20 protein-coding genes are annotated in these 16,580 nt (G+C 64.6%); 14 read left to right on the top strand and 6 right to left on the bottom strand.

What is annotated here, in order from left to right; genetic code table 11:
* Positions 1–6: 6 nt before the first annotated feature.
* From NMP98_RS05790 to NMP98_RS05765, 6 genes are read left to right on the top strand one after another with little or no spacing between them, the layout of a single operon-like run.
* On the top strand, positions 7–1,746 hold the full coding sequence (locus tag NMP98_RS05790; RefSeq protein ID WP_254860588.1) for an aldehyde ferredoxin oxidoreductase family protein: 1,740 nt from the start codon (positions 7–9) through the stop codon (positions 1,744–1,746).
* Positions 1,739–2,452 carry a DUF7124 domain-containing protein gene (locus tag NMP98_RS05785; RefSeq protein WP_254860587.1) on the top strand — a complete coding sequence of 238 codons (714 nt, stop codon included), beginning with the start codon at positions 1,739–1,741 and terminating at the stop codon, positions 2,450–2,452. Before NMP98_RS05790 ends, NMP98_RS05785 begins: the two co-directional genes overlap by 8 nt.
* Positions 2,453–2,495: 43 nt before the next feature.
* Entirely contained in the window at positions 2,496–2,750 is a 255-nt protein-coding gene (locus NMP98_RS05780) for a hypothetical protein (protein ID WP_156709423.1), read from the top strand.
* A complete protein-coding gene (locus tag NMP98_RS05775) occupies positions 2,747–2,893 on the top strand; it encodes a hypothetical protein (protein WP_178916949.1) in 147 nt (48 codons plus the stop codon). Before NMP98_RS05780 ends, NMP98_RS05775 begins: the two co-directional genes overlap by 4 nt.
* A complete protein-coding gene (locus NMP98_RS05770) occupies positions 2,890–3,225 on the top strand; it encodes a hypothetical protein (RefSeq protein ID WP_156709422.1) in 336 nt (111 codons plus the stop codon). Before NMP98_RS05775 ends, NMP98_RS05770 begins: the two co-directional genes overlap by 4 nt.
* A 54-nt stretch (positions 3,226–3,279) precedes the next feature.
* Positions 3,280–3,417, top strand: coding sequence for a hypothetical protein (locus tag NMP98_RS05765; protein ID WP_178916950.1), 138 nt, complete (start codon positions 3,280–3,282; stop codon positions 3,415–3,417).
* A gap of 3 nt (positions 3,418–3,420) precedes the next feature.
* On the opposite strand, the gene NMP98_RS05760 is transcribed toward NMP98_RS05765, so the two are convergent.
* Complete coding sequence (locus tag NMP98_RS05760; RefSeq protein WP_254860586.1) at positions 3,421–4,653, bottom strand: DUF7405 family protein; 1,233 nt, start codon at positions 4,651–4,653, stop codon at positions 3,421–3,423.
* A gap of 124 nt (positions 4,654–4,777) precedes the next feature.
* Here NMP98_RS05760 and NMP98_RS19430 point away from each other — a divergent pair, with 124 nt between their 5' ends.
* From NMP98_RS19430 to NMP98_RS05750, 3 genes are read left to right on the top strand one after another with little or no spacing between them, the layout of a single operon-like run.
* Entirely contained in the window at positions 4,778–4,906 is a 129-nt protein-coding gene (locus NMP98_RS19430) for a hypothetical protein (protein ID WP_268105253.1), read from the top strand.
* A 2-nt stretch (positions 4,907–4,908) separates the two neighbouring features.
* Entirely contained in the window at positions 4,909–5,187 is a 279-nt protein-coding gene (locus tag NMP98_RS05755) for a hypothetical protein (protein ID WP_254860585.1), read from the top strand.
* A complete protein-coding gene (locus NMP98_RS05750) occupies positions 5,180–5,398 on the top strand; it encodes a hypothetical protein (protein ID WP_254860584.1) in 219 nt (72 codons plus the stop codon). Before NMP98_RS05755 ends, NMP98_RS05750 begins: the two co-directional genes overlap by 8 nt.
* Here NMP98_RS05750 and NMP98_RS05745 read toward each other — a convergent pair.
* Both NMP98_RS05745 and NMP98_RS05740 read right to left on the bottom strand, forming a co-directional pair.
* Positions 5,391–6,038 (bottom strand): TorD/DmsD family molecular chaperone, encoded by a 648-nt coding sequence (locus NMP98_RS05745; protein ID WP_254860583.1) that lies wholly within the window; start codon positions 6,036–6,038, stop codon positions 5,391–5,393. The genes NMP98_RS05750 and NMP98_RS05745 overlap by 8 nt on opposite strands.
* Positions 6,038–8,185, bottom strand: a complete 2,148-nt coding sequence (locus NMP98_RS05740; protein WP_254860582.1) for a 4Fe-4S dicluster domain-containing protein — start codon at positions 8,183–8,185, stop codon at positions 6,038–6,040. The genes NMP98_RS05745 and NMP98_RS05740 overlap by 1 nt, the downstream gene beginning before the upstream one ends.
* 200 nt (positions 8,186–8,385) lie before the next feature.
* Between NMP98_RS05740 and NMP98_RS05735 the strand changes: the two genes are divergently transcribed.
* From NMP98_RS05735 to NMP98_RS05720, 4 genes are read left to right on the top strand one after another with little or no spacing between them, the layout of a single operon-like run.
* Entirely contained in the window at positions 8,386–11,775 is a 3,390-nt protein-coding gene (locus NMP98_RS05735) for a molybdopterin-dependent oxidoreductase (protein ID WP_254860581.1), read from the top strand.
* A gap of 11 nt (positions 11,776–11,786) precedes the next feature.
* A complete protein-coding gene (locus NMP98_RS05730) occupies positions 11,787–12,443 on the top strand; it encodes a 4Fe-4S dicluster domain-containing protein (RefSeq protein WP_254860580.1) in 657 nt (218 codons plus the stop codon).
* Entirely contained in the window at positions 12,440–12,829 is a 390-nt protein-coding gene (locus NMP98_RS05725) for a hypothetical protein (RefSeq protein WP_254860579.1), read from the top strand. The genes NMP98_RS05730 and NMP98_RS05725 overlap by 4 nt, the downstream gene beginning before the upstream one ends.
* A complete protein-coding gene (locus NMP98_RS05720; RefSeq protein WP_254860578.1) occupies positions 12,826–13,839 on the top strand; it encodes a cytochrome b/b6 domain-containing protein in 1,014 nt (337 codons plus the stop codon). Before NMP98_RS05725 ends, NMP98_RS05720 begins: the two co-directional genes overlap by 4 nt.
* A gap of 17 nt (positions 13,840–13,856) precedes the next feature.
* On the opposite strand, the gene NMP98_RS05715 is transcribed toward NMP98_RS05720, so the two are convergent.
* Positions 13,857–14,258, bottom strand: coding sequence for a hypothetical protein (locus NMP98_RS05715; RefSeq protein ID WP_156709414.1), 402 nt, complete (start codon positions 14,256–14,258; stop codon positions 13,857–13,859).
* Positions 14,259–14,335: 77 nt separating this feature from the next.
* On the opposite strand from NMP98_RS05715, the gene NMP98_RS05710 reads away from it, so the two are divergent.
* A complete protein-coding gene (locus tag NMP98_RS05710) occupies positions 14,336–14,518 on the top strand; it encodes a hypothetical protein (protein ID WP_254860577.1) in 183 nt (60 codons plus the stop codon).
* On the opposite strand, the gene NMP98_RS05705 is transcribed toward NMP98_RS05710, so the two are convergent.
* Complete coding sequence (locus NMP98_RS05705; RefSeq protein WP_254860576.1) at positions 14,515–15,585, bottom strand: methionine synthase; 1,071 nt, start codon at positions 15,583–15,585, stop codon at positions 14,515–14,517. The genes NMP98_RS05710 and NMP98_RS05705 overlap by 4 nt on opposite strands.
* Entirely contained in the window at positions 15,582–16,559 is a 978-nt protein-coding gene (locus NMP98_RS05700; RefSeq protein ID WP_254860575.1) for a methionine synthase, read from the bottom strand. Before NMP98_RS05700 ends, NMP98_RS05705 begins: the two co-directional genes overlap by 4 nt.
* Between the last annotated feature and the right edge of the window lie 21 nt (positions 16,560–16,580).

The following is a 16,580-nucleotide window of genomic DNA, read 5'->3' as shown; positions in this document are numbered from 1 at the left end:
TAGCAGATGGCACGCCCTGCCCCGAATCGGCTGTTGCGCGTGGACCTCTCTTCGGGCACCGTCGAGAGCGAACGCGTTCCGGAGGCGTGGCGACGGAAGTACGTCGGCGGGAAGGGACTGGGCGCTCGGTATCTCTACGAGGAACTGTCTCCGGGCGTGGACCCGCTGGGGCCCGACAACGCCTTGCTGTTCATGCTGGGTCCGGTTTCGGGGCTTCTCCCCGGCGAGGACCGCTACGCCGCGGTGACGAAATCGCCGCTGACGGGGACGTTCCTCGACTCCTATGCCGGTGGTTCGTTCCCGACGACGCTCGCCGGTGCGCTCGGTGACCACCTCGGCGTTCTCGTGACCGGTGCGGCCGAGGAGTTCGTCCGCCTCGTCGTCGAAGACGGTGACGCACGCATCGAGCCAGCAGAGACTGCGGGCCTCGACGCCGCCGAGACGGCCGAGGCCCACGACGGCGCGGTGGCATGTATCGGCCCGGCCGGAGAGGCCGAGGTGGCGTACGCGACGATAGCCTCCGACGGCGCCGAACACCACGCCGGGCGCGGCGGTGCCGGCGCGGTGATGGGCTCGAAATCGCTGAAGGCGGTCGTCGCCCGGGGTGACTCTCCGGAGGGGTTTTCGGACCTCCGTCGGCGCTACGCCGAGCGGTATCGGCGCGACGATACCGGCAAGTGGCAAGCCGCCTCTGGCACCGTCGAGACGGTGGAGTTCGCCGACGAAACCGGCGTGCTCGCTGCGCGCGGGTGGACCGAGCGCGGGTTCGACAGCGCCGAAAGCGTCGGCGTCGGTGCCGTCCGGGCACGCACAATCGAGCGGGAGCACGACGGACCGATTCCGGGCGGCTTTCGCATCAAGACTGAGGCCGGCGACTCGGTGCCACGAGGTGCGACCGCCATGACGCTCGGTGCCGGCCTCGCGTTGGACGATTTCGACGCCGTCGCCGAGTTGGGCGAGCGCTGTAACCGGCTCGGGCTCGACCTCATTTCCGCGGGCAATGCGGTGGCGTGGGCGGCCCGCGCCAGCGAGGCGGGGTTGGTAGAGGTCAACGTTCGTTTCGGCGATGCGGCGGGCGCCCGAGAGCTACTGGAAGCCGTGGCGACCCGTTCGACGCCGCTCGGTGACGCCCTGGCAGACGGCGTCGACGCCGCGGCTCGGGAGTACGGTGGCGGCGAGTTGGTGCCGACGGTCAAGGAGATGGAACTTCCAGCATACGACCCCCGCGGCGCCGCGAGCATGGCGCTGGCCTACGCGACGAGCGACCGAGGTGGGTGTCACCGCCGGGCCCGCCCGGTCGAGGAAGAGGCGTTCGACGGGCCGTGGAGCCCCGACCGAGCGGTCCGGTCGGTCGCCGCCGCACAGGACACCCGCTCGGTGCGGTGGTCGCTCGTCGCCGACGACTTCGTCGGCGAGGTACTGGCCGACGACGGCGCCGAGTGGCTCGATTCGGTCGGCGCCCCCTACGACGACCTCGGCCGGACCGGCGAGCGCATCTGGAACCTCGTTCGGCTGTTCAACGTCCGGGAGGGGTTCGACCGAGCCGACGACGCGCTCCCTGCCGTCGTCGACCCCGAGGAGTTGTCGGTTGAGTTCGAGGCGACGCTCGACCGCTACTACGCGGCCCGCGGCTGGAGCGAAGCCGGCATCCCGGCCCAAGAGACGCTTGACCGGCTGGACCTGCTCGAAGCGGTCGACGAGGAGACGCCCGTGGCGTCGAACTCCCTGACACTCGACGATGACTGACGAAATCGATCTCGACGACATCGAGACCGAATCCGAATCGGAGACCGGAAACGACGGTGACTGGCTCTGGCGCGATGATGCCGACCAATCGCAGCCGGAGCAATCCGACTCCCCGGAAGCCGAAACAAGGGCCGCTCGGAACGCGGACCCAGGGGGTGGAAGCACCACCGACGAAGACGGTGGCTCCGGGGCGGTCCCCCACGTCCCCCACGAGAACAAAGACAGGCCGGCAGGTATTCCCGTCGAAGGCGGCGGTTCCGGGGGCGGTGCCGGCCGGAGTGCGGACCCCGAAGCCGCGCAACCGGAGGCGTCGGAGGCCGACAGCCAGCAGGCGTCCGGTCCACACGGCGGGGACGCCGACGACATGACGCTCGCGCTCACCTACGAAGCCGCAAAACGGCTGGAAAATCCCGCCTACGTCTTCGCGGACGCGGCAGAGTGGGCCGACTGGCTCGGGTTGGTCGGCGACGTACCGGCCCACGTCATCAACCGATTCCAGCGAGAGCACACCATAGACGTGGATTTCTTCAGCGGAAGCGGCACCGGTCCCACCGAACGCCTCGCGGAAATCAACCGCCACTCGATGTTCTACGCCGAGCGGTTCGTCCTCGTCGGCGTCCCCGAGGAGGCGGGGTGGACACCGGATGGCTGGGAGTTCCTCCCGCTGGAGGACGCCGCGGAGAAAGCAGAGTGGCAGGTGGAGTAACCTTTTCATCCTCGGCCCCACAACAGTCGTGTGGTAAGTTACCATGGGTCTCAGAACTGCGCTTCAACGGACGCGGTGGATAACGTTCGCGGCGCTCGCAGTCGCGATTTGGTCGGTCGTCGTCTGGTTCGAGGTGTTCGGGTCGATACAGTGGGCGTCGATGGACTACATCGGCCGGTCTGCCCCCAGTGGGGTCGTCGGGTTGGTCGTCCTCGCGGCCTTCCTCGCGTTGCTCGTCGCCCTGTTCGGCGAACTGGGCGAAGAAGAGCCGTCGCCGGAGAGTTGGCCACCCGAATGACGTACTTCGAGTGCACCGACTGCGGACAGATGGGCAACTTCGCCCGGATGGAGCGGTCGGAACTCCGCCAGCAGTGTCCGGTGTGTGAGGAGGAAACCGTCTGGACGACCGCCTTCGAAGCCGAGGAGGGAGCGTCGTTTTGATATCCTTCGAGGTCAGCGACCGGCTGTACGACGCCGCCGAGCAGTGGGGTGAGGCGCGTCTGGAGGACATCGACGACGCACTCGAGACCAAGGTCGAACAGGCGCTGTTAGAGGTCGAACACCTCGTCTCCGGAGCCCACGAGGTGACGTTCGAACTCGAGGGTAGAACCGTCCACCACGAACCGACCGACGAGTTGGCGGCGTTCCTCGAAACGCAGGCCGCCTCGGCCGACATCGAGGCCTCGGACGTACTCGCGATGTACGTCGACCTGTTCGCGCGGGTGTTCCTCGACGAGGCCGACCGACCGTCCAACGCACCGCCGACCGGGTAGCCCTTGACAGGACACCGCACAAAACTTAATACCGTCTCGGGAGTATGTCACTATATGGCACACAAGGACGGCGAATGGCGTCCCAAAGGCGCAACCGAGACGTTCGACGGCTTCGAGGTGTGGGACCACGGGGTCTGGCCGAACGAACTCCCAACCGGCGAAGTCGACGGCGACGTTTCCCTCGAAGAGTAAGAGCTACGGCGAGAACGCCGGAAACGCTCGGTCGGAACGCGGCGGCACGTAGAAGTTCGCCCGCGACTCCACCTCGATGAAGTTCAGCAGGCCGTTGTTCTTCCTGTCGGTCACTTGTTCGTGCTCGTTGCGCAGGAACCACCCGTTCATCGCCTTCCGCGTGGCGACGAAGTCGTCGAGGGACGCCTGAAACGACAGGAAGTGGACGCCCGCTCGGCCGCCGTCTGTGGTGTTGAAGTCCCGACGCAGGATGACCGGTTTGCCATCCTCGCGCGCCCGAGCCACCTTCTCGTGGTGGCCGACGACGCCGAACTCCGCGGCGTGGTCGAAGGCGCTGTCGGCAAACGGTACGGTGTCGGTCAGCGCGTCGATGTCCGAGGGGGAGAAGTCGGGTGAGAACATCCGAGCGACGCGCTCTTCGTCGGCCATCGCCCACCAGTCGTCGAGTGACTCCGAGAGATGCGAGAGATGCATCGTCGTGCCGCCGTCGAAGCGGCTGTCGTCGAGGGCTCCGTCGTCGATGGTAACGCGGTCCTCGCTCGGCTGTGTGCCCCGGCGCATCGACATAAAGCCGGTAAACATGGGTGCGTCCTGGGGAATGTCGTTCGGGACGCCTTCGGCGTCGGTGTGTTCTGCTGGAAGGCCCGCCCCGTGGAACCCGGTTCGACGGCCGGCAATCGAGAACACCTCGCCGAGTCGGGCGTCGAGGTCACGTCCTTCGAGGGAGTCGGACTCCGAGAACAGCGCCGTCTCCGTGCGGACCAGATGTGAGGGCACGTCGGCGGCGAGGACGAGGGCCGCGTCGTAGGAGAGGAGGTCGGGGTCGTCGGTTCGGGACAGCACCTCCGGCTTGCGAATAGGCGAGGCGCTCAACTCGCCGATTCGCTCGAAGTAGTCGGTCCCCCACGCCAGCGCGTGGAGGAGTCCTTCCGGCGACCACTCGTAGGTGGCTTCCACCTCTCGCATCGCCGTCTCGACGGTGTCGGCTGCCTCGACTGACGGCTCGGCATCCAACTCCAACAGGAGCACCCGGTGGTGACGCGGTGGCTGGCGGTTGTCATGTTCGTCGGTGTGCAACACGGCGTCCCACGCGTGCTGGCGGTCGGGCACCTCGTGGGGGTTCGGCGGGAGCGACACCGGCGAGTTACGGCGCCGCGAAAGCACCGCCGAACACCCCGGAATCGTCGCGGCACCGAGCGCCACCAGCCGTCCGAGGAGGCCGCGTCGCGATGGCATGCGCTGGAGTACGTCTGAACAGTCAAAAGCGTTTTTCGCGGCTCGGTGAACTGTTCGATTTTCATTCGTGACAGAATCGATTGGGGTCCACAAGGGTTTAGACTGGCGATTCACAACTATGACCATGGTCCATGGTATCGCACATCTTGGGACGACACCACAGGCGTCGTTGACCTCGTTCGTCGTTCTCGGTCTCGGGTTCGTCGCCGTCGCCGTCGTCGTCTACGACGCCTACAGGGAACACTGGTGTTGAAGATGGCCGTCGAAACGGACTCCGACGCGCCGACCGACTTCGGCGCCGACCGTGTTTTGAGCTACGTTCGCGCGGCCGTCTACGTAGTCGCGGCGCTCATCGGACTGTCGCTTCTGGTCGTCGGTACCGTCGCCATCATCGCCGGGCTGAAGGGAACGTGGCACTGGTCTATCCACCTCGAATCGACCATCAGATACATGTCGACGCTGGTGAGCTATCTGCTCACGGCGCTCGTTCCGCTGTTCGGCATCCTCGTCGTTGGGCGGTGGTACGATGGGTGAGATGAGTACCGCGGCGCTGACGGCCGCGGTCGGCGCCCTGCTTGCGGTGGTCGCCGGCGTCGGCGTCGTCTCGCTGTTCGCCGAGTGGCGCGGCGTCTGGAGTAGCTATTTCCTGATGGAACGGACGATTGCGGCTGGTGCACCTCTCGCGGCCGCCCTCGCGGTGCTCGCGTTACTGTCGGGGTTCGTCGTCGTCTACGGGGCTACGTAGGAACCTGCTGGGCGACGAGTTCGTCCTCGAACTCGACGAACCCGACGAGTACCTCCGCGCCAGCGAGAAAGAGGTTCGTCTCTGCGTCGCCCTCATCCAGCTCCGATTCGATAGTTTCGAGGAACGGTTCGTGCCACGTCTGGAGGTGCTCATCGATGAGCACGCGCTCGTAATCGAAGGCGGCCTCCTCGCCGCGTCGCTGGCGGTCGACGAGGTTCCGGAGGAACGCGAGTTCGACGGCGACGTGGTCGTTTTCCTCTGGGTAGTTCTCCGGTGGTGTCCACCCGGCCGCCGAGTAGGCGGCTTCGACCGTCGTGAGACCCTCACCGATGAGTTCGGTGTCCTCACGGAAGTACGTCTCGTGGGGCAACGCCGGCGGTCGCGGCCCCACGAACAGCCGGGTGTACTCCGTTCGGAGTTCGTCCGCTACCGCCTCGACCGGACGGGACCGGTTGGCCTCGATGAACGCCTCGAGTCGCTCGAAGCCGCGGTCCATTCGCTCGTTGATTTCGTCGTCGGGAACGGCTACGTCGCCGGAGAACAGCCGTCCGAGGAACTCCTCGCTCGGGGCGTCGTAGAACACCTCGATGAGGAAATCTATCACTTCCAGTCGGGCCTCGTAGATTCGGTTATCGTCCATCAGTTCTCACCTCGTTCGAACAGCAGGTGCGTCCGGCAGTCACCACAGTACTCGAACACCGAGTGTGGAGAGTCTGGGGCGATACCTTCGACGGCGTCGCCGACTTCCCCACGAACCGTCTCGATGGTGCCGGCGGAGGCAAACGGTTTGCCACAGCGGACACACTCCTGCATCTCGCCGTCGTAGACGCGGGTCCACGCGGTCCCGAGTTCCTCCGGGACGCCATCGGTCGGTTCCTCGCGGTTTTCCGGCAACAGCGACAGTTCCAAGCCCTCCTGCATCGTAATCGCCGTCTCCGGACAGCCCTCCTCACAGAGGCCGCAGTTGACACAGCGCTCGTGGTTGAAAAGCAGGTCACCGCCGTCGGTCCGCTGAATGGCGTCGGTCGGACAGAGGTTCGTACACGTCGGCGTCAGGTTGCAGGCGTCCGACACCTCCATCCGACCGAAGTCCTTCAGCCCACGAACGATTTCTCGGTCGGGGTCGACGTGTTCGAGGAGCACGCGAACGGATTCGAGGGTCCACGCGTGGGAGGCGAAGGACGGACGGTCGATGTCGCCGTCGATGGTGCCCGTCGCCTCGTGTTCGCCGGTGGGAACCGGCGACTCGTCGAGGCCGTCGACGAACGACTCCAGTTCCGCACAGAACGTCTCGGGATTGGCACCCGGTGCGAGGAACGTTACGCGCTCGCCCAATCCGAGATCCGAGCAGGCGCGGTTCAGTCGCTCGACGAGTTCGGCCTTCGGGTCGGGGCCGGAGTGGAGACAGGAATCCCCACAGCCGACGACCGCGACGCCGTCGGCGCCGGCGGCCAGTGCGTGGAGGGCGTGGGCCTCGCCGACCGTGTCGGTGCAGTTGACCTCCGCGGGCAACACCGGCGGGTAGGAAACGCCTTCATCGAGTGCGGCCTGACGGCCGTACTCCCGCAGGCGGTCGGCGGCCCGCTCCGAGCAGACGAAGGCGACGACTGGTCGTTCGATGCCGTCGGTCCCGCGGGCAAACAGCCAGCCACCGTCGTCGTTCTCGGCGGTGAGAAGCGCCTCGACTTCGCGGGCGATGCGTCGGTTGGATGGGTCACGAAGCTTCGTCGCACCCGTGGGACACGCCGAGGTGCAGGCCCCGCAGTTCTGACAGGCTACCTCGTCGAACTCGACGGAGTCGATGGTGGGTCGCTGGACCGCGTCGTGCGGGCAGGCGTCTGTACAGGCGGTACAACCCTGTTGGGAGGACTCCCCCGCGGCACACACGTCCATCTCGAGGTTGAGGAAGGCTGGCTTCTCGATGCCGCCGAGATGGGTTTCGACGGCCGCTATCGTGGCGGCGTCGACGGGTCCGGTGTAGTAGCCGACGCGGCCGCCGCGGGTGTCGGAGTCGGCGTCGGGGTAGACTACCTGGTCGACGACGATTCGCCGGGTCGTTCCCTCCATCTCGATGGCGTCGGTGGGACACAGGTCGGTCCACCCGCCGTCGGGGGCGTCGGCGGGAATCTGTACGGGTCTGGCCGTGACGCTGTCGGGTCCCTCCCGAACACACTCCATGCAGTCGATACAGGCGTCGGTGACTCGCGACTCGAGCGTGAGTTCGAACTCGCCGAACGACCCATCGACGCCGACGACCTCCCCGCGAGCGATATCGACGGCTTCGAGGTCGATGTCCGCGTTTTCGAACTCCTTGCCGTCGGCGACGAGGGTCACGTCCGCGGAGTCGGCGAGGGCCGCCGCCGCTTCGGCGTCGCCGACGACGGCGACCTCGTCGCTGGCTTCTCGGGACACCGTCCGGGAGACGGCCTCTTCCTGTAGACCGGCGTGGGTCGCGTTGAGCAGGCGTGCGGTCTTGTCGGTGGCAGCCGCGTCGTCGTGGACCCACGCGTTGCGTTCCCTGTGGTCGACGAACGCCGCGGCCTTCGGGTGCAGCCCCTTCCGGTCGAGTACCTTCCGGAACGTCTCTTGACACCGGTCGTCGGGGGCCGTCACGATGAGTTGGTCGAGGTCGTACTCGTCGATGACGTGCTCGACGCCGTCGAGGCCGCCCTCACAGAGCAACTCCGAGGACGCGACGACGTCGACGTCGCGGACGCCCTCGCGGACGCCCTCGAGGTCGACACTACACGTTCCACCACAGCCGCAGACGAACGCCCCTACATTCATCGAGTGTGTTCAATGCTACCACGGATATATGCCTTGCGACGGTTTCTTTCAGAAAAGAAACGATAAATGGTTGAATACTCACGGCTTTTGACCACTGGTTTAAAAATATGTCCACGGCTAGCCCCGTATTTTAATATAGGATGATTCCTAACGTGCTAGGGAATCGCAAGCAAAGACGAGGCAGAGAGCCAACTAATGGAATGAGCACGGAACCAGTCTCCCTCGACCTCGACCGGCGGTCGTTCATGAAGGCGAGCGCGCTGGCGGGCGTGGCGGCACTCGGTGGCGGTACGGCCGGGCAGGTACTCGCCCAAAACGACGACGAGGTCGACGGACAGGACACGGAAGGAGAGTTGACAAAGACCATCTGTAACTACTGTTCGGTTGGCTGTGGCTTCCACGGCGAGCGGAAGGGCGACTCCTTCGTCGGCATGGAGCCGTGGGAAGATCACCCGATAAACAACGGCTCGCTCTGCTCGAAAGGGGCGGGCATCTACGAGACCGAACACTCCGAAAAGCGCCTCAAACACCCGATGATTCGGGAGGACGGCGAGTGGCAGAAGCTCTCGTGGGACACCGCCTACGACCGCCTCGCCACCGACATCCGGGCGCTGTGGCCCGACTCGGACGTATCGCCGAGCGATGCGGTCGACGTCGACGAAGAGCACAGCCGCGAGAGCGTAATGTTACTCGGGAGTGCCCACCATTCCAACGAGGAGTCCTACGCCATCCGAAAGCTCGCGGCGTTCATGGGGACGAACAACATCGACCATCAGGCGCGCATCTGTCACTCGACGACGGTTGCAGGACTGGCGAACACCTGGGGCTACGGTGCGATGACGAACACGGTTCCGGACTACCGGAACTTCGATTTGAACATCATCGTCGGGCAGAACCCAGCCGAAGCCCACCCCATCGCGATGCAGCACATCTTGGAGGGCCAGAAACGTGGCGGGACGATACTCGTTTTAGACCCCCGGTTCACCAAGACCGCGGCCCACGCCGACGAGTTCGTCCGGTTCCGGCCCGGCACCGACGTGGCGTTGATGATGGGCGTCATCAAGGAACTCCGCGACGAGTACGGGCTGGCGATGGACCCGACCGCCGACGACACGGGCCAGAACATGCTCACGGACCGCGTCCAGGGCTGGGAGGACGTCGACGCGGAACTCGACCAGTACGACAAGGAGACGGTGTCGGACATCACGTGGGTCGCCGAGGAGGACATAGAGCTAATCGCCGAACTCGTCCACGAGAACCGCCCACAGGTCCAAATCGAGTGGGCGATGGGCGGCACCCAGCACAACAACGGCACCCAGAACATCCGTTCGTACGCCGCGCTGAGCCTCGCCTCCGGGAGTTCCGCCCGAAGCGGCGGCGGCCTGCAGGTCATGCGTGGCCACGCCAACGTCCAAGGTGCGACCGACCTCGCGGTGGCGAGTCACATCCTGCCGGGCTATTACGGCCTCACGCCCGGCGGCTGGTCGTGGTGGGCCGAAATCTGGGACAAAAACCCCTACACCAGCGGTTCGACGTCCTTTGGGGACATGTACGACCGCTTCGAGTTGATGCCTCCCGATAAGTACGTCCGTCAACACCCGGTGTACGAGGGCAACGACGAGGCGGACCTCCCGGCGAATCGGGACGACCCCGGACACAGTCCCGAGGAACCCGCCGAGAACTCGATGATGTTCCAAAACGGGCTCACGGTAGCCCGCTGGTTCGAGGGGGCCCTCGACCAGGAAGACCGCTATCAGGAGACGCCGATTTACCAACCCGACCAGGTGAAAATCGCGGTGTTCTGGGGCCACTCGGCGAACTCCATCAGCGAGATGGAGCAGATGAAAGAGGGCATGGAGAACCTCGATTTGCTCGTCGTCATCGACGTGTTCCCGTCGGTCGCGAGCGTCCTTCCGGACTACGAGGACGGCCCGCCGGTTCTGTTGTTGCCGGCGTCGAGTCAGTACGAGCACTACCGCTCGCTGACGAACACGAACCGGTCGGTGCAGTGGTCGGAACCGGTCGCAAAGCCCGCACACAACTCCCGACCCGACCTGCGAATCATGCAGGAGCTCGCCGACGCGCTCGGCTTCGGCGAACACTTCGATTGGGGGTCAGGTCCCGAAATCTACAACGGGAAATCGACATACGAGAACGTCATTCGGGAGTTCAACCTCGGGACGAACACCATCGGCTACCGGCAGACGCCCGAACGGCTCCAACAGCACTTGGAGTACGACTACGCCTTCTCCAGTGAGGACCTCAAAGGCGCCGAGGGAACGCCCGTCGAGGGCGAGTACTGGATGCTGCCGTGGCCCTGCTGGGGCGAAGGCCATCCAGGGACGCCCATCATCTGGAACGACGATATGAACCCCAACGACGGGGGACAGGACTTCCGGACGCGGTGGGGCGTCCAAGCGCCGACGCCGGAGGAGTGGGACGCGATGCCGACCGACGCCGACTACCCACTTCAGGAGACCGTCGACGCCGTCGGCGACAGGTACGACAGCCAAGCGGACGCGCTGAGTCTGATTCGGGACCCCTACGTCCCCGGCTGGGCCAGCGACAGGGAGTTGGCCGCCGACGGCCAGATTCACGGCGTCCCCGAGTATCCGGGCTGGAAAACGACGCCGCCGAAGAGTCTCATCGACCCGACGCAGTCGACCCAATCCGACGAACTGACGATTCCACAGCAGTACGCACTCGACAGCCAAGAGTCGGTGTACACCGCCGCACAGGCGATTGACTCCCCGGATACTGGGAGCGTGACGTTCGACGAGTATCTCGAACGCACAAAAGACGTCGACCCGTCGTTCTACGAGCAGTACGACTACAGCCAGCCCGACGCCCCGACCGGTCGCGGGCGGGCGCGGGCGGTGGTCTGGAGCTTCCTCGACAAGGTTCCGGTTCACCGCGAACCCATTGAGAGTCCGCGGCCGGACCTCGTCGAGGAGTGGCCGGCCAACGGCCAACAGCAGAACTTCTACCGACTCGACCAGAACAACGCCGTCGAACAGCAGGAAGCGATGGACATCATCCACGGCGAAAGCGACGGGCCGGAACTGGATACCATCATGACGACCGGCCGACAGGTCGAACACCAGGGTGGTGGCTCGGAGACGCGGTCGAACATTCACACGGCCGACCTCCAACCCCACATGTACGCCGAGATTACGCCCGCGAAGGCCGAGGAAATCGGCGTCGACGGCGGCGACCTCGTCGTCGTCTCCTCGACGGACCGGGGGTCGGTGTTGGTGAAGGCACGCGTGACCGACCGGCCGAACGACGGCGAGGTGTTCCTGCCGTTCCACTGGGGTGGCGTGTTCAAGGGGAACAGTCAGGAAGACAAATACCCGGAGGGGACCGTCCCCTACGCCATCGGCGACTCCGCGAACGCGATTACGTCGCGCGGCTACGACGTCGAGACGCAGATGCAGGAGACGAAGGTGTCGATGGTCGCCGTCCGACCGGCGACACAGGAGCTACTCGAGGAGCTCGGGATGGACGCGGACCTCGAGTTCCCGCAGGACCGCAACGACATCGGTTCACAGAAGAACTTCGATGTCCGTGACAGCGAAACAGTTCAATGAGGTGATAATCCATGTCCCAATCGAACAAAGAGGTAATGGGCGATGGCGTGATGAGCGTCGGGGAGGGGACGCGAATCTTCCCGGACGTCGGCGCCTGCATCGACTGTGGCGGCTGTGTCGTCGCCTGCAAACGCACGTGGGACGTCCCACGAGACGAACAGCGAATCAGCATCTCGACGATGCTGGAGGGCCAAGAGGGGTCCGAGATGTCCGGTGCGGCCGCGCTCGCACAGGGGGAATCCCCCGGCGAGACGGCCATCCCGATGCAGTGTTACCACTGCGAGAACGCACCCTGCGTTTCGGTGTGTCCGACCGATTCCCTCATCAAGACCGACGAGGAGTTCGTCGACGTGCGAGAAGACCTCTGTGTCGGCTGTCAGTACTGTCTGTCGGCGTGTCCGTTCGGCGCGCCGCAGTTCCCCGAATCCGACGACGGCGCCGCACAGGTGTTCGGCACCGGTGGCAAGATGGACAAGTGTACGATGTGCGAGGAACGCCAGGACATCGGAAAGGGGCCGGCCTGTGCCGAGGAGTGTTCGACCGACGCCATCCTCGTCGGGCAACCCTCCCAAATCGCGGACGAACTCGATAAACGCGACGAGGGTACGTTCTTCAACGACGTGGCGATGGACATCGTCTTCGGCGAGGACGCCGGTGAGTTCCGATGAGTTACGAGACGCCGGACGTCGACGGTTACTCTCCGATTTCCGTCCTCGTTTCGGCAGTCGTCGGGGTCGCCGTCGCGCTCCTGTCGGTGTGGTGGGCCAGCGGCTTCGGGCCGTTCTACGAGACGCTGTTCCGGGTCAGCCCAACCGTCGAGGGCGGCGGCGTCGGTAGCGACTGGGTCGCGGGCAACACCATCCCCTCGCTGGATTTCCTCATCGCGCTGGTTCACGCCGCAGACGTCATCATGGGGGTGTTCATCCTGTTTATGGTGTTCCTCCACTGGGCGAGTTTCCGTCGAATCGCTGCCCGAATGCGTCACCCCAATGAGAGCGAGTCGGGTGATGCCGTGATGGCCGACGGCTCCGGTTCGGGAGGTGAGACGGAATGACCAACCTCGACCACGGGAAGTTCACGCGGGTGACGACGCTGTTCCACTCGCTTTTGGCGCTCGACGTGTTCCTGTTGTTCTTCACCGGCTATGCCATCATGTTCAACTCGGAGTTGTGGTGGATGGTGACGCTGATGGGCGGTGCGACCGGGGTCACCGCACTCCACCGCGCCGCGGGACTCGGACTCATTGCGCTCATCGTCTTCTGGATGGTGCTGATGGTCATCAGTCCGACCGGCCGAAGCAACTTCCGTGAAATCCTCCCGCGGAAAGCGGACGTCGACGCGTTCCTGCAGGACGTCCAGTTCATGCTCGGGCGGACGGACGAACGCCACCCGCACGCCCGGCAGTTCGCCGGCTACGAGGCCGACGAGGTGCCGCTTCTGTCCTACGTCGGCAAGGGGGTCGTCTTCATCTTCGCCATCGAACTGCTGTTGCTCACCATCTCGGGGCTGCTCATCTGGTCGAAAACCGGACTGATGCAGTACTTCGCGACGCGGACCGCGGCGATGGCGTTCGTCATCTTCCACGGCCTGTTGGGCGTCATCATGGTCATGGGAGTGATGTTCCACATCTTCGAACACGGGATGCACCCCGCGTTCTACCCGGTGGAGACGAAGGCGTTCATCCCACGGAGCATGATTCCGGAGTCCCACGACGAAGACGACGACCACGAGGGAACCGGCATCGAGGCGCTGGAACTCGCGCCGAGTTGGCACTCCGTGTCGACGATTTTCGGCTCGCTCGTCGTCGTCGGCATCGTGTCGGTGCTGATGGGAAGCATCGTTCGGGAGGGGTATCCCGTCCCGAGGGAACTGGTCGTCAGCGGCGACGTGACCAACCTGCTTCTCACCATCGGCATCAACATCGGGATGTTCGTGCTGTTCGTCGGTATCGTCCTCTCGATGTACGGCAACGTCATGCGAGTCCGCTGGGAGAAAGAGATGCAACAGCGACAACGCGAGGGCGAGACGGTCGCTGACGGCGGGGAGCCACAGACCGACGACTGAGGCTTCCGATTTCGTATTCAGGCCGTTAGCAGTTTTGCTCCTTCCTCGGATAACTCGACGGTGACGTCCTGTCGAGTCTGCTCTTGAATCTGGTCGATGTTACGCGTGAGCACTTCGAGGATGTCCTTCGGCTCCGGATACACCAGCATGTTGCCGTCTTCGTCCTCCATGACCAACTGGGTGTCCGAGAGGGTCACTTGGTCGTTTTCGATGCTGGCGACGATGGCCGGAAGCGCCTCGGCGCCCCCGGGGTCGCCCTCTTCGACTTTGGTGATGTAGACGGAGTCGAGACCGATGAGGTCCTTGTACTCGCGGACGCGCTCGGCGCAGTCCACCATGTCCCTCGTCACCGCCGTCTTCTGTTGGTTCCCATGGTCTCCCTCGTGGCAGTGCTTGCACACCCGCAACTCGATTCGCATGGGTCACTGTATCGACTGGACCGGTAAAGACGGTTGTGCCGCCAACGTTTTTATGCGGCCGAGAAGTATGGTAACATATGGCAGGAGCATTGAACATCGTCTACGGGGTCATCGTCGCAGTGGTCGCAATCGGCGGCTACGCCTACGTGCTGACCCAGTCTGACGACGGCACGGGCAAAGAGACACGGTGGAGCGACTGGGGCACGATAGCGGCCGTCGCGTTGTTCGTGGTCGGGCTGTTGTGGACGACCGTGCTTTAGTCGCCGACGTAGGCCGCGTCGACTTCGCCCGCGTCGAGTTCGGCCTCGACCTCGCGGGCGGCCTGCACCATGTTCTCCATCTTCTGGTAGGCCACTTCACGGGGCAGTAGTTTGACGCCACAGTCCGGCGAGACGGTCAGACGCTCCGGCGGAACGATTTCGAGGCCCTTCTTGATGTTCTCCTTGATTTCCGTGACGGATTCGACATCCGTCGTGTGGACGTCGACGACGCCCAACGCGAGGTCCTTGGTGAACTCGTCTGCGGTGAACACGTCCAACTGCTCGTAGTCGCCGTTTGCGAGTTCGAGGTCGTACTCGTGGACCGGCATGTCGAGGATTTCGGGATAGATGCGCGAGTAGTCGCCGTAGCAGACGTGGAGGCCGAGTCGGACGTCTTCCGGAATCCCCTCGGCGATGTGTTCGAGACACTCGCCGACGATGGCGTGGTCGTCGGGCGTCGTCGCGAGGGCGGGTTCGTCGATTTGGATGTACCGACAGCCCGCGTCGACGAGCCGTTCGATTTCCTCGTTGACGAGGCCGGCGAGTTCGTAGGCCAACTCCGCCTCGCTATCGTAGTGTTCGTTGAACGACCACGACGCCAGCGTGTAGGGGCCGGTGATGGGAACCTTCACGGGTCGGGTCGTCGCGCCGGCGGTGAACTCGAACTCGTCGACGAGCCACGGTTCGTCGTAGGCCACCTCGTCGGCGACCGAGGGCTTATCGAAGTAGTTGTGGCCCCACACTTTCACGGGGCCGTTGAACTCGTAGCCGTCGATGCGGTCGGCGAAGTACTCGACCATCTCGTTGCGCCGCATCTCGCCGTCACACACCACGTCGAGACCCGAACGCTCGTGTTCGTGGGTGATGAGGCGGGCGGCGTCGTCGAGGGCCTCCTGGAGGTTCTCCTCGTCGAAATCGCGGTCGTCGTCCTCGTGGAGTTCCTTCGCGCGGTTGAGCCACTTGGGCTTGGGATACGAGCCGACGACGGTCGTCAGCAGGAAGTGTTCGGTCGGGTGGTCCTCGGGACGGAACTGCTCGCGGGTGTTGGTCTGGTTCGTGGGGCTCATAGTGTCACCTCCGCGGCGCCGTCGGCCAGCGCATCCAGTTTAGCCTCGAACTTGTTCTGTGGGAGGTAGAACAGTTCGGTGTTGCTCGTCGCGTAGACGGTGTCGAACGTCTGAGCGGGGACGCTGTCGTCGACCCACTCGATGCGCTCGGCGATTTCGTCAGCCGTCTCGACGAGGGTGTTCTGGCCGTCGACGACGCCGAGGGCGATGCTGTCTTTCGTGCCGTACTCTTGGATGTTGTAGACGTTCTGCTCGTGGTCGGCGACGAAGTCGAAGCCGATTGCGTCGATTTGGGCGTCCATCAGATGCGCGTAGGGTTTCTCCGGAATCGCACCCCAGTACGTGTGGACGACGACATCGGCGTCGACTGCCGTCGCCACGCGGTCGATGGCCTCGCTTGCGCGTTCGTCTTCGCCATCGTCGGGAGCGTTCTCGACGAGCGACGGTTCCAAGAGGAACAGCGTCTCGGTGTCGAATTCGGCGGCTTCGCCGGCGAGGAACTCGGCGATGGCATCGAGGAACGCGGCGTCGTCGCCGTAGTGTTCGTCGGTCGCGAGGTCAGCAAGCGAGTAGGGGCCGGGCAGGACGGCTTGCGTCACGTCCGACTGGCCGGCCAACTCCTCGGCCACGTCGCCGTCGAAGTCGAGGTCGCCGGTGACGACCGGCTCTCGATAGAAGTTGTTGTTGTCGTAGTAGCGGACGATACCGCGGGTGTCGACGCTGTCGTGGACGCACAGTGGGTGAGCGAGCATGTCGTCCCACCGGAGTTGCCCCTCGACGACGCCGTCGAGTCCGGCCTCGAGTTGGCGCTCGATGACTTCCGTCCGTGCGCGCTCGTAGGCCGCGACGACGTCGTCGCCCTCGTCGCCGGAAATGAGGTCGTCCTTCTGGTGACCTTTCAAATCCGAGAGGTCGTCCTTCGCCCAGTCGGGCAGCGGGAACAGTCCCGGTGTCGTAGCGATTACCTCCGTCATTACCGGCGCTACGTAATGACG

The organism is Natronomonas gomsonensis, from assembly GCF_024300825.1.
In the GTDB taxonomy this organism is placed as follows: domain Archaea; phylum Halobacteriota; class Halobacteria; order Halobacteriales; family Haloarculaceae; genus Natronomonas; species Natronomonas gomsonensis.
The sequence above is the reverse complement of the archived record's forward strand: the minus strand, read 5'-3'. Positions and strand labels throughout refer to the sequence as shown.

What these genes read in the sequence shown, in the direction of transcription:
- NMP98_RS05790 (WP_254860588.1), top strand. Translation starts at nt 7, where the DNA reads ATGGCACGCCCTGCCCCGAATCGGCTGTTGCGCGTGGACCTCTCTTCG.
- NMP98_RS05785 (WP_254860587.1), top strand. Translation starts at nt 1,739, where the DNA reads ATGACTGACGAAATCGATCTCGACGACATCGAGACCGAATCCGAATCG.
- NMP98_RS05780 (WP_156709423.1), top strand. Translation starts at nt 2,496, where the DNA reads ATGGGTCTCAGAACTGCGCTTCAACGGACGCGGTGGATAACGTTCGCG.
- NMP98_RS05775 (WP_178916949.1), top strand. Translation starts at nt 2,747, where the DNA reads ATGACGTACTTCGAGTGCACCGACTGCGGACAGATGGGCAACTTCGCC.
- NMP98_RS05765 (WP_178916950.1), top strand. Translation starts at nt 3,280, where the DNA reads ATGGCACACAAGGACGGCGAATGGCGTCCCAAAGGCGCAACCGAGACG.
- NMP98_RS05760 (WP_254860586.1), bottom strand. Translation starts at nt 4,653, where the DNA reads ATGCCATCGCGACGCGGCCTCCTCGGACGGCTGGTGGCGCTCGGTGCC.
- NMP98_RS19430 (WP_268105253.1), top strand. Translation starts at nt 4,778, where the DNA reads ATGGTCCATGGTATCGCACATCTTGGGACGACACCACAGGCGTCGTTG.
- NMP98_RS05755 (WP_254860585.1), top strand. Translation starts at nt 4,909, where the DNA reads ATGGCCGTCGAAACGGACTCCGACGCGCCGACCGACTTCGGCGCCGAC.
- NMP98_RS05750 (WP_254860584.1), top strand. Translation starts at nt 5,180, where the DNA reads ATGGGTGAGATGAGTACCGCGGCGCTGACGGCCGCGGTCGGCGCCCTG.
- NMP98_RS05745 (WP_254860583.1), bottom strand. Translation starts at nt 6,038, where the DNA reads ATGGACGATAACCGAATCTACGAGGCCCGACTGGAAGTGATAGATTTC.
- NMP98_RS05740 (WP_254860582.1), bottom strand. Translation starts at nt 8,185, where the DNA reads ATGAATGTAGGGGCGTTCGTCTGCGGCTGTGGTGGAACGTGTAGTGTC.
- NMP98_RS05735 (WP_254860581.1), top strand. Translation starts at nt 8,386, where the DNA reads ATGAGCACGGAACCAGTCTCCCTCGACCTCGACCGGCGGTCGTTCATG.
- NMP98_RS05730 (WP_254860580.1), top strand. Translation starts at nt 11,787, where the DNA reads ATGTCCCAATCGAACAAAGAGGTAATGGGCGATGGCGTGATGAGCGTC.
- NMP98_RS05725 (WP_254860579.1), top strand. Translation starts at nt 12,440, where the DNA reads ATGAGTTACGAGACGCCGGACGTCGACGGTTACTCTCCGATTTCCGTC.
- NMP98_RS05720 (WP_254860578.1), top strand. Translation starts at nt 12,826, where the DNA reads ATGACCAACCTCGACCACGGGAAGTTCACGCGGGTGACGACGCTGTTC.
- NMP98_RS05715 (WP_156709414.1), bottom strand. Translation starts at nt 14,258, where the DNA reads ATGCGAATCGAGTTGCGGGTGTGCAAGCACTGCCACGAGGGAGACCAT.
- NMP98_RS05710 (WP_254860577.1), top strand. Translation starts at nt 14,336, where the DNA reads ATGGCAGGAGCATTGAACATCGTCTACGGGGTCATCGTCGCAGTGGTC.
- NMP98_RS05705 (WP_254860576.1), bottom strand. Translation starts at nt 15,585, where the DNA reads ATGAGCCCCACGAACCAGACCAACACCCGCGAGCAGTTCCGTCCCGAG.
- NMP98_RS05700 (WP_254860575.1), bottom strand. Translation starts at nt 16,559, where the DNA reads ATGACGGAGGTAATCGCTACGACACCGGGACTGTTCCCGCTGCCCGAC.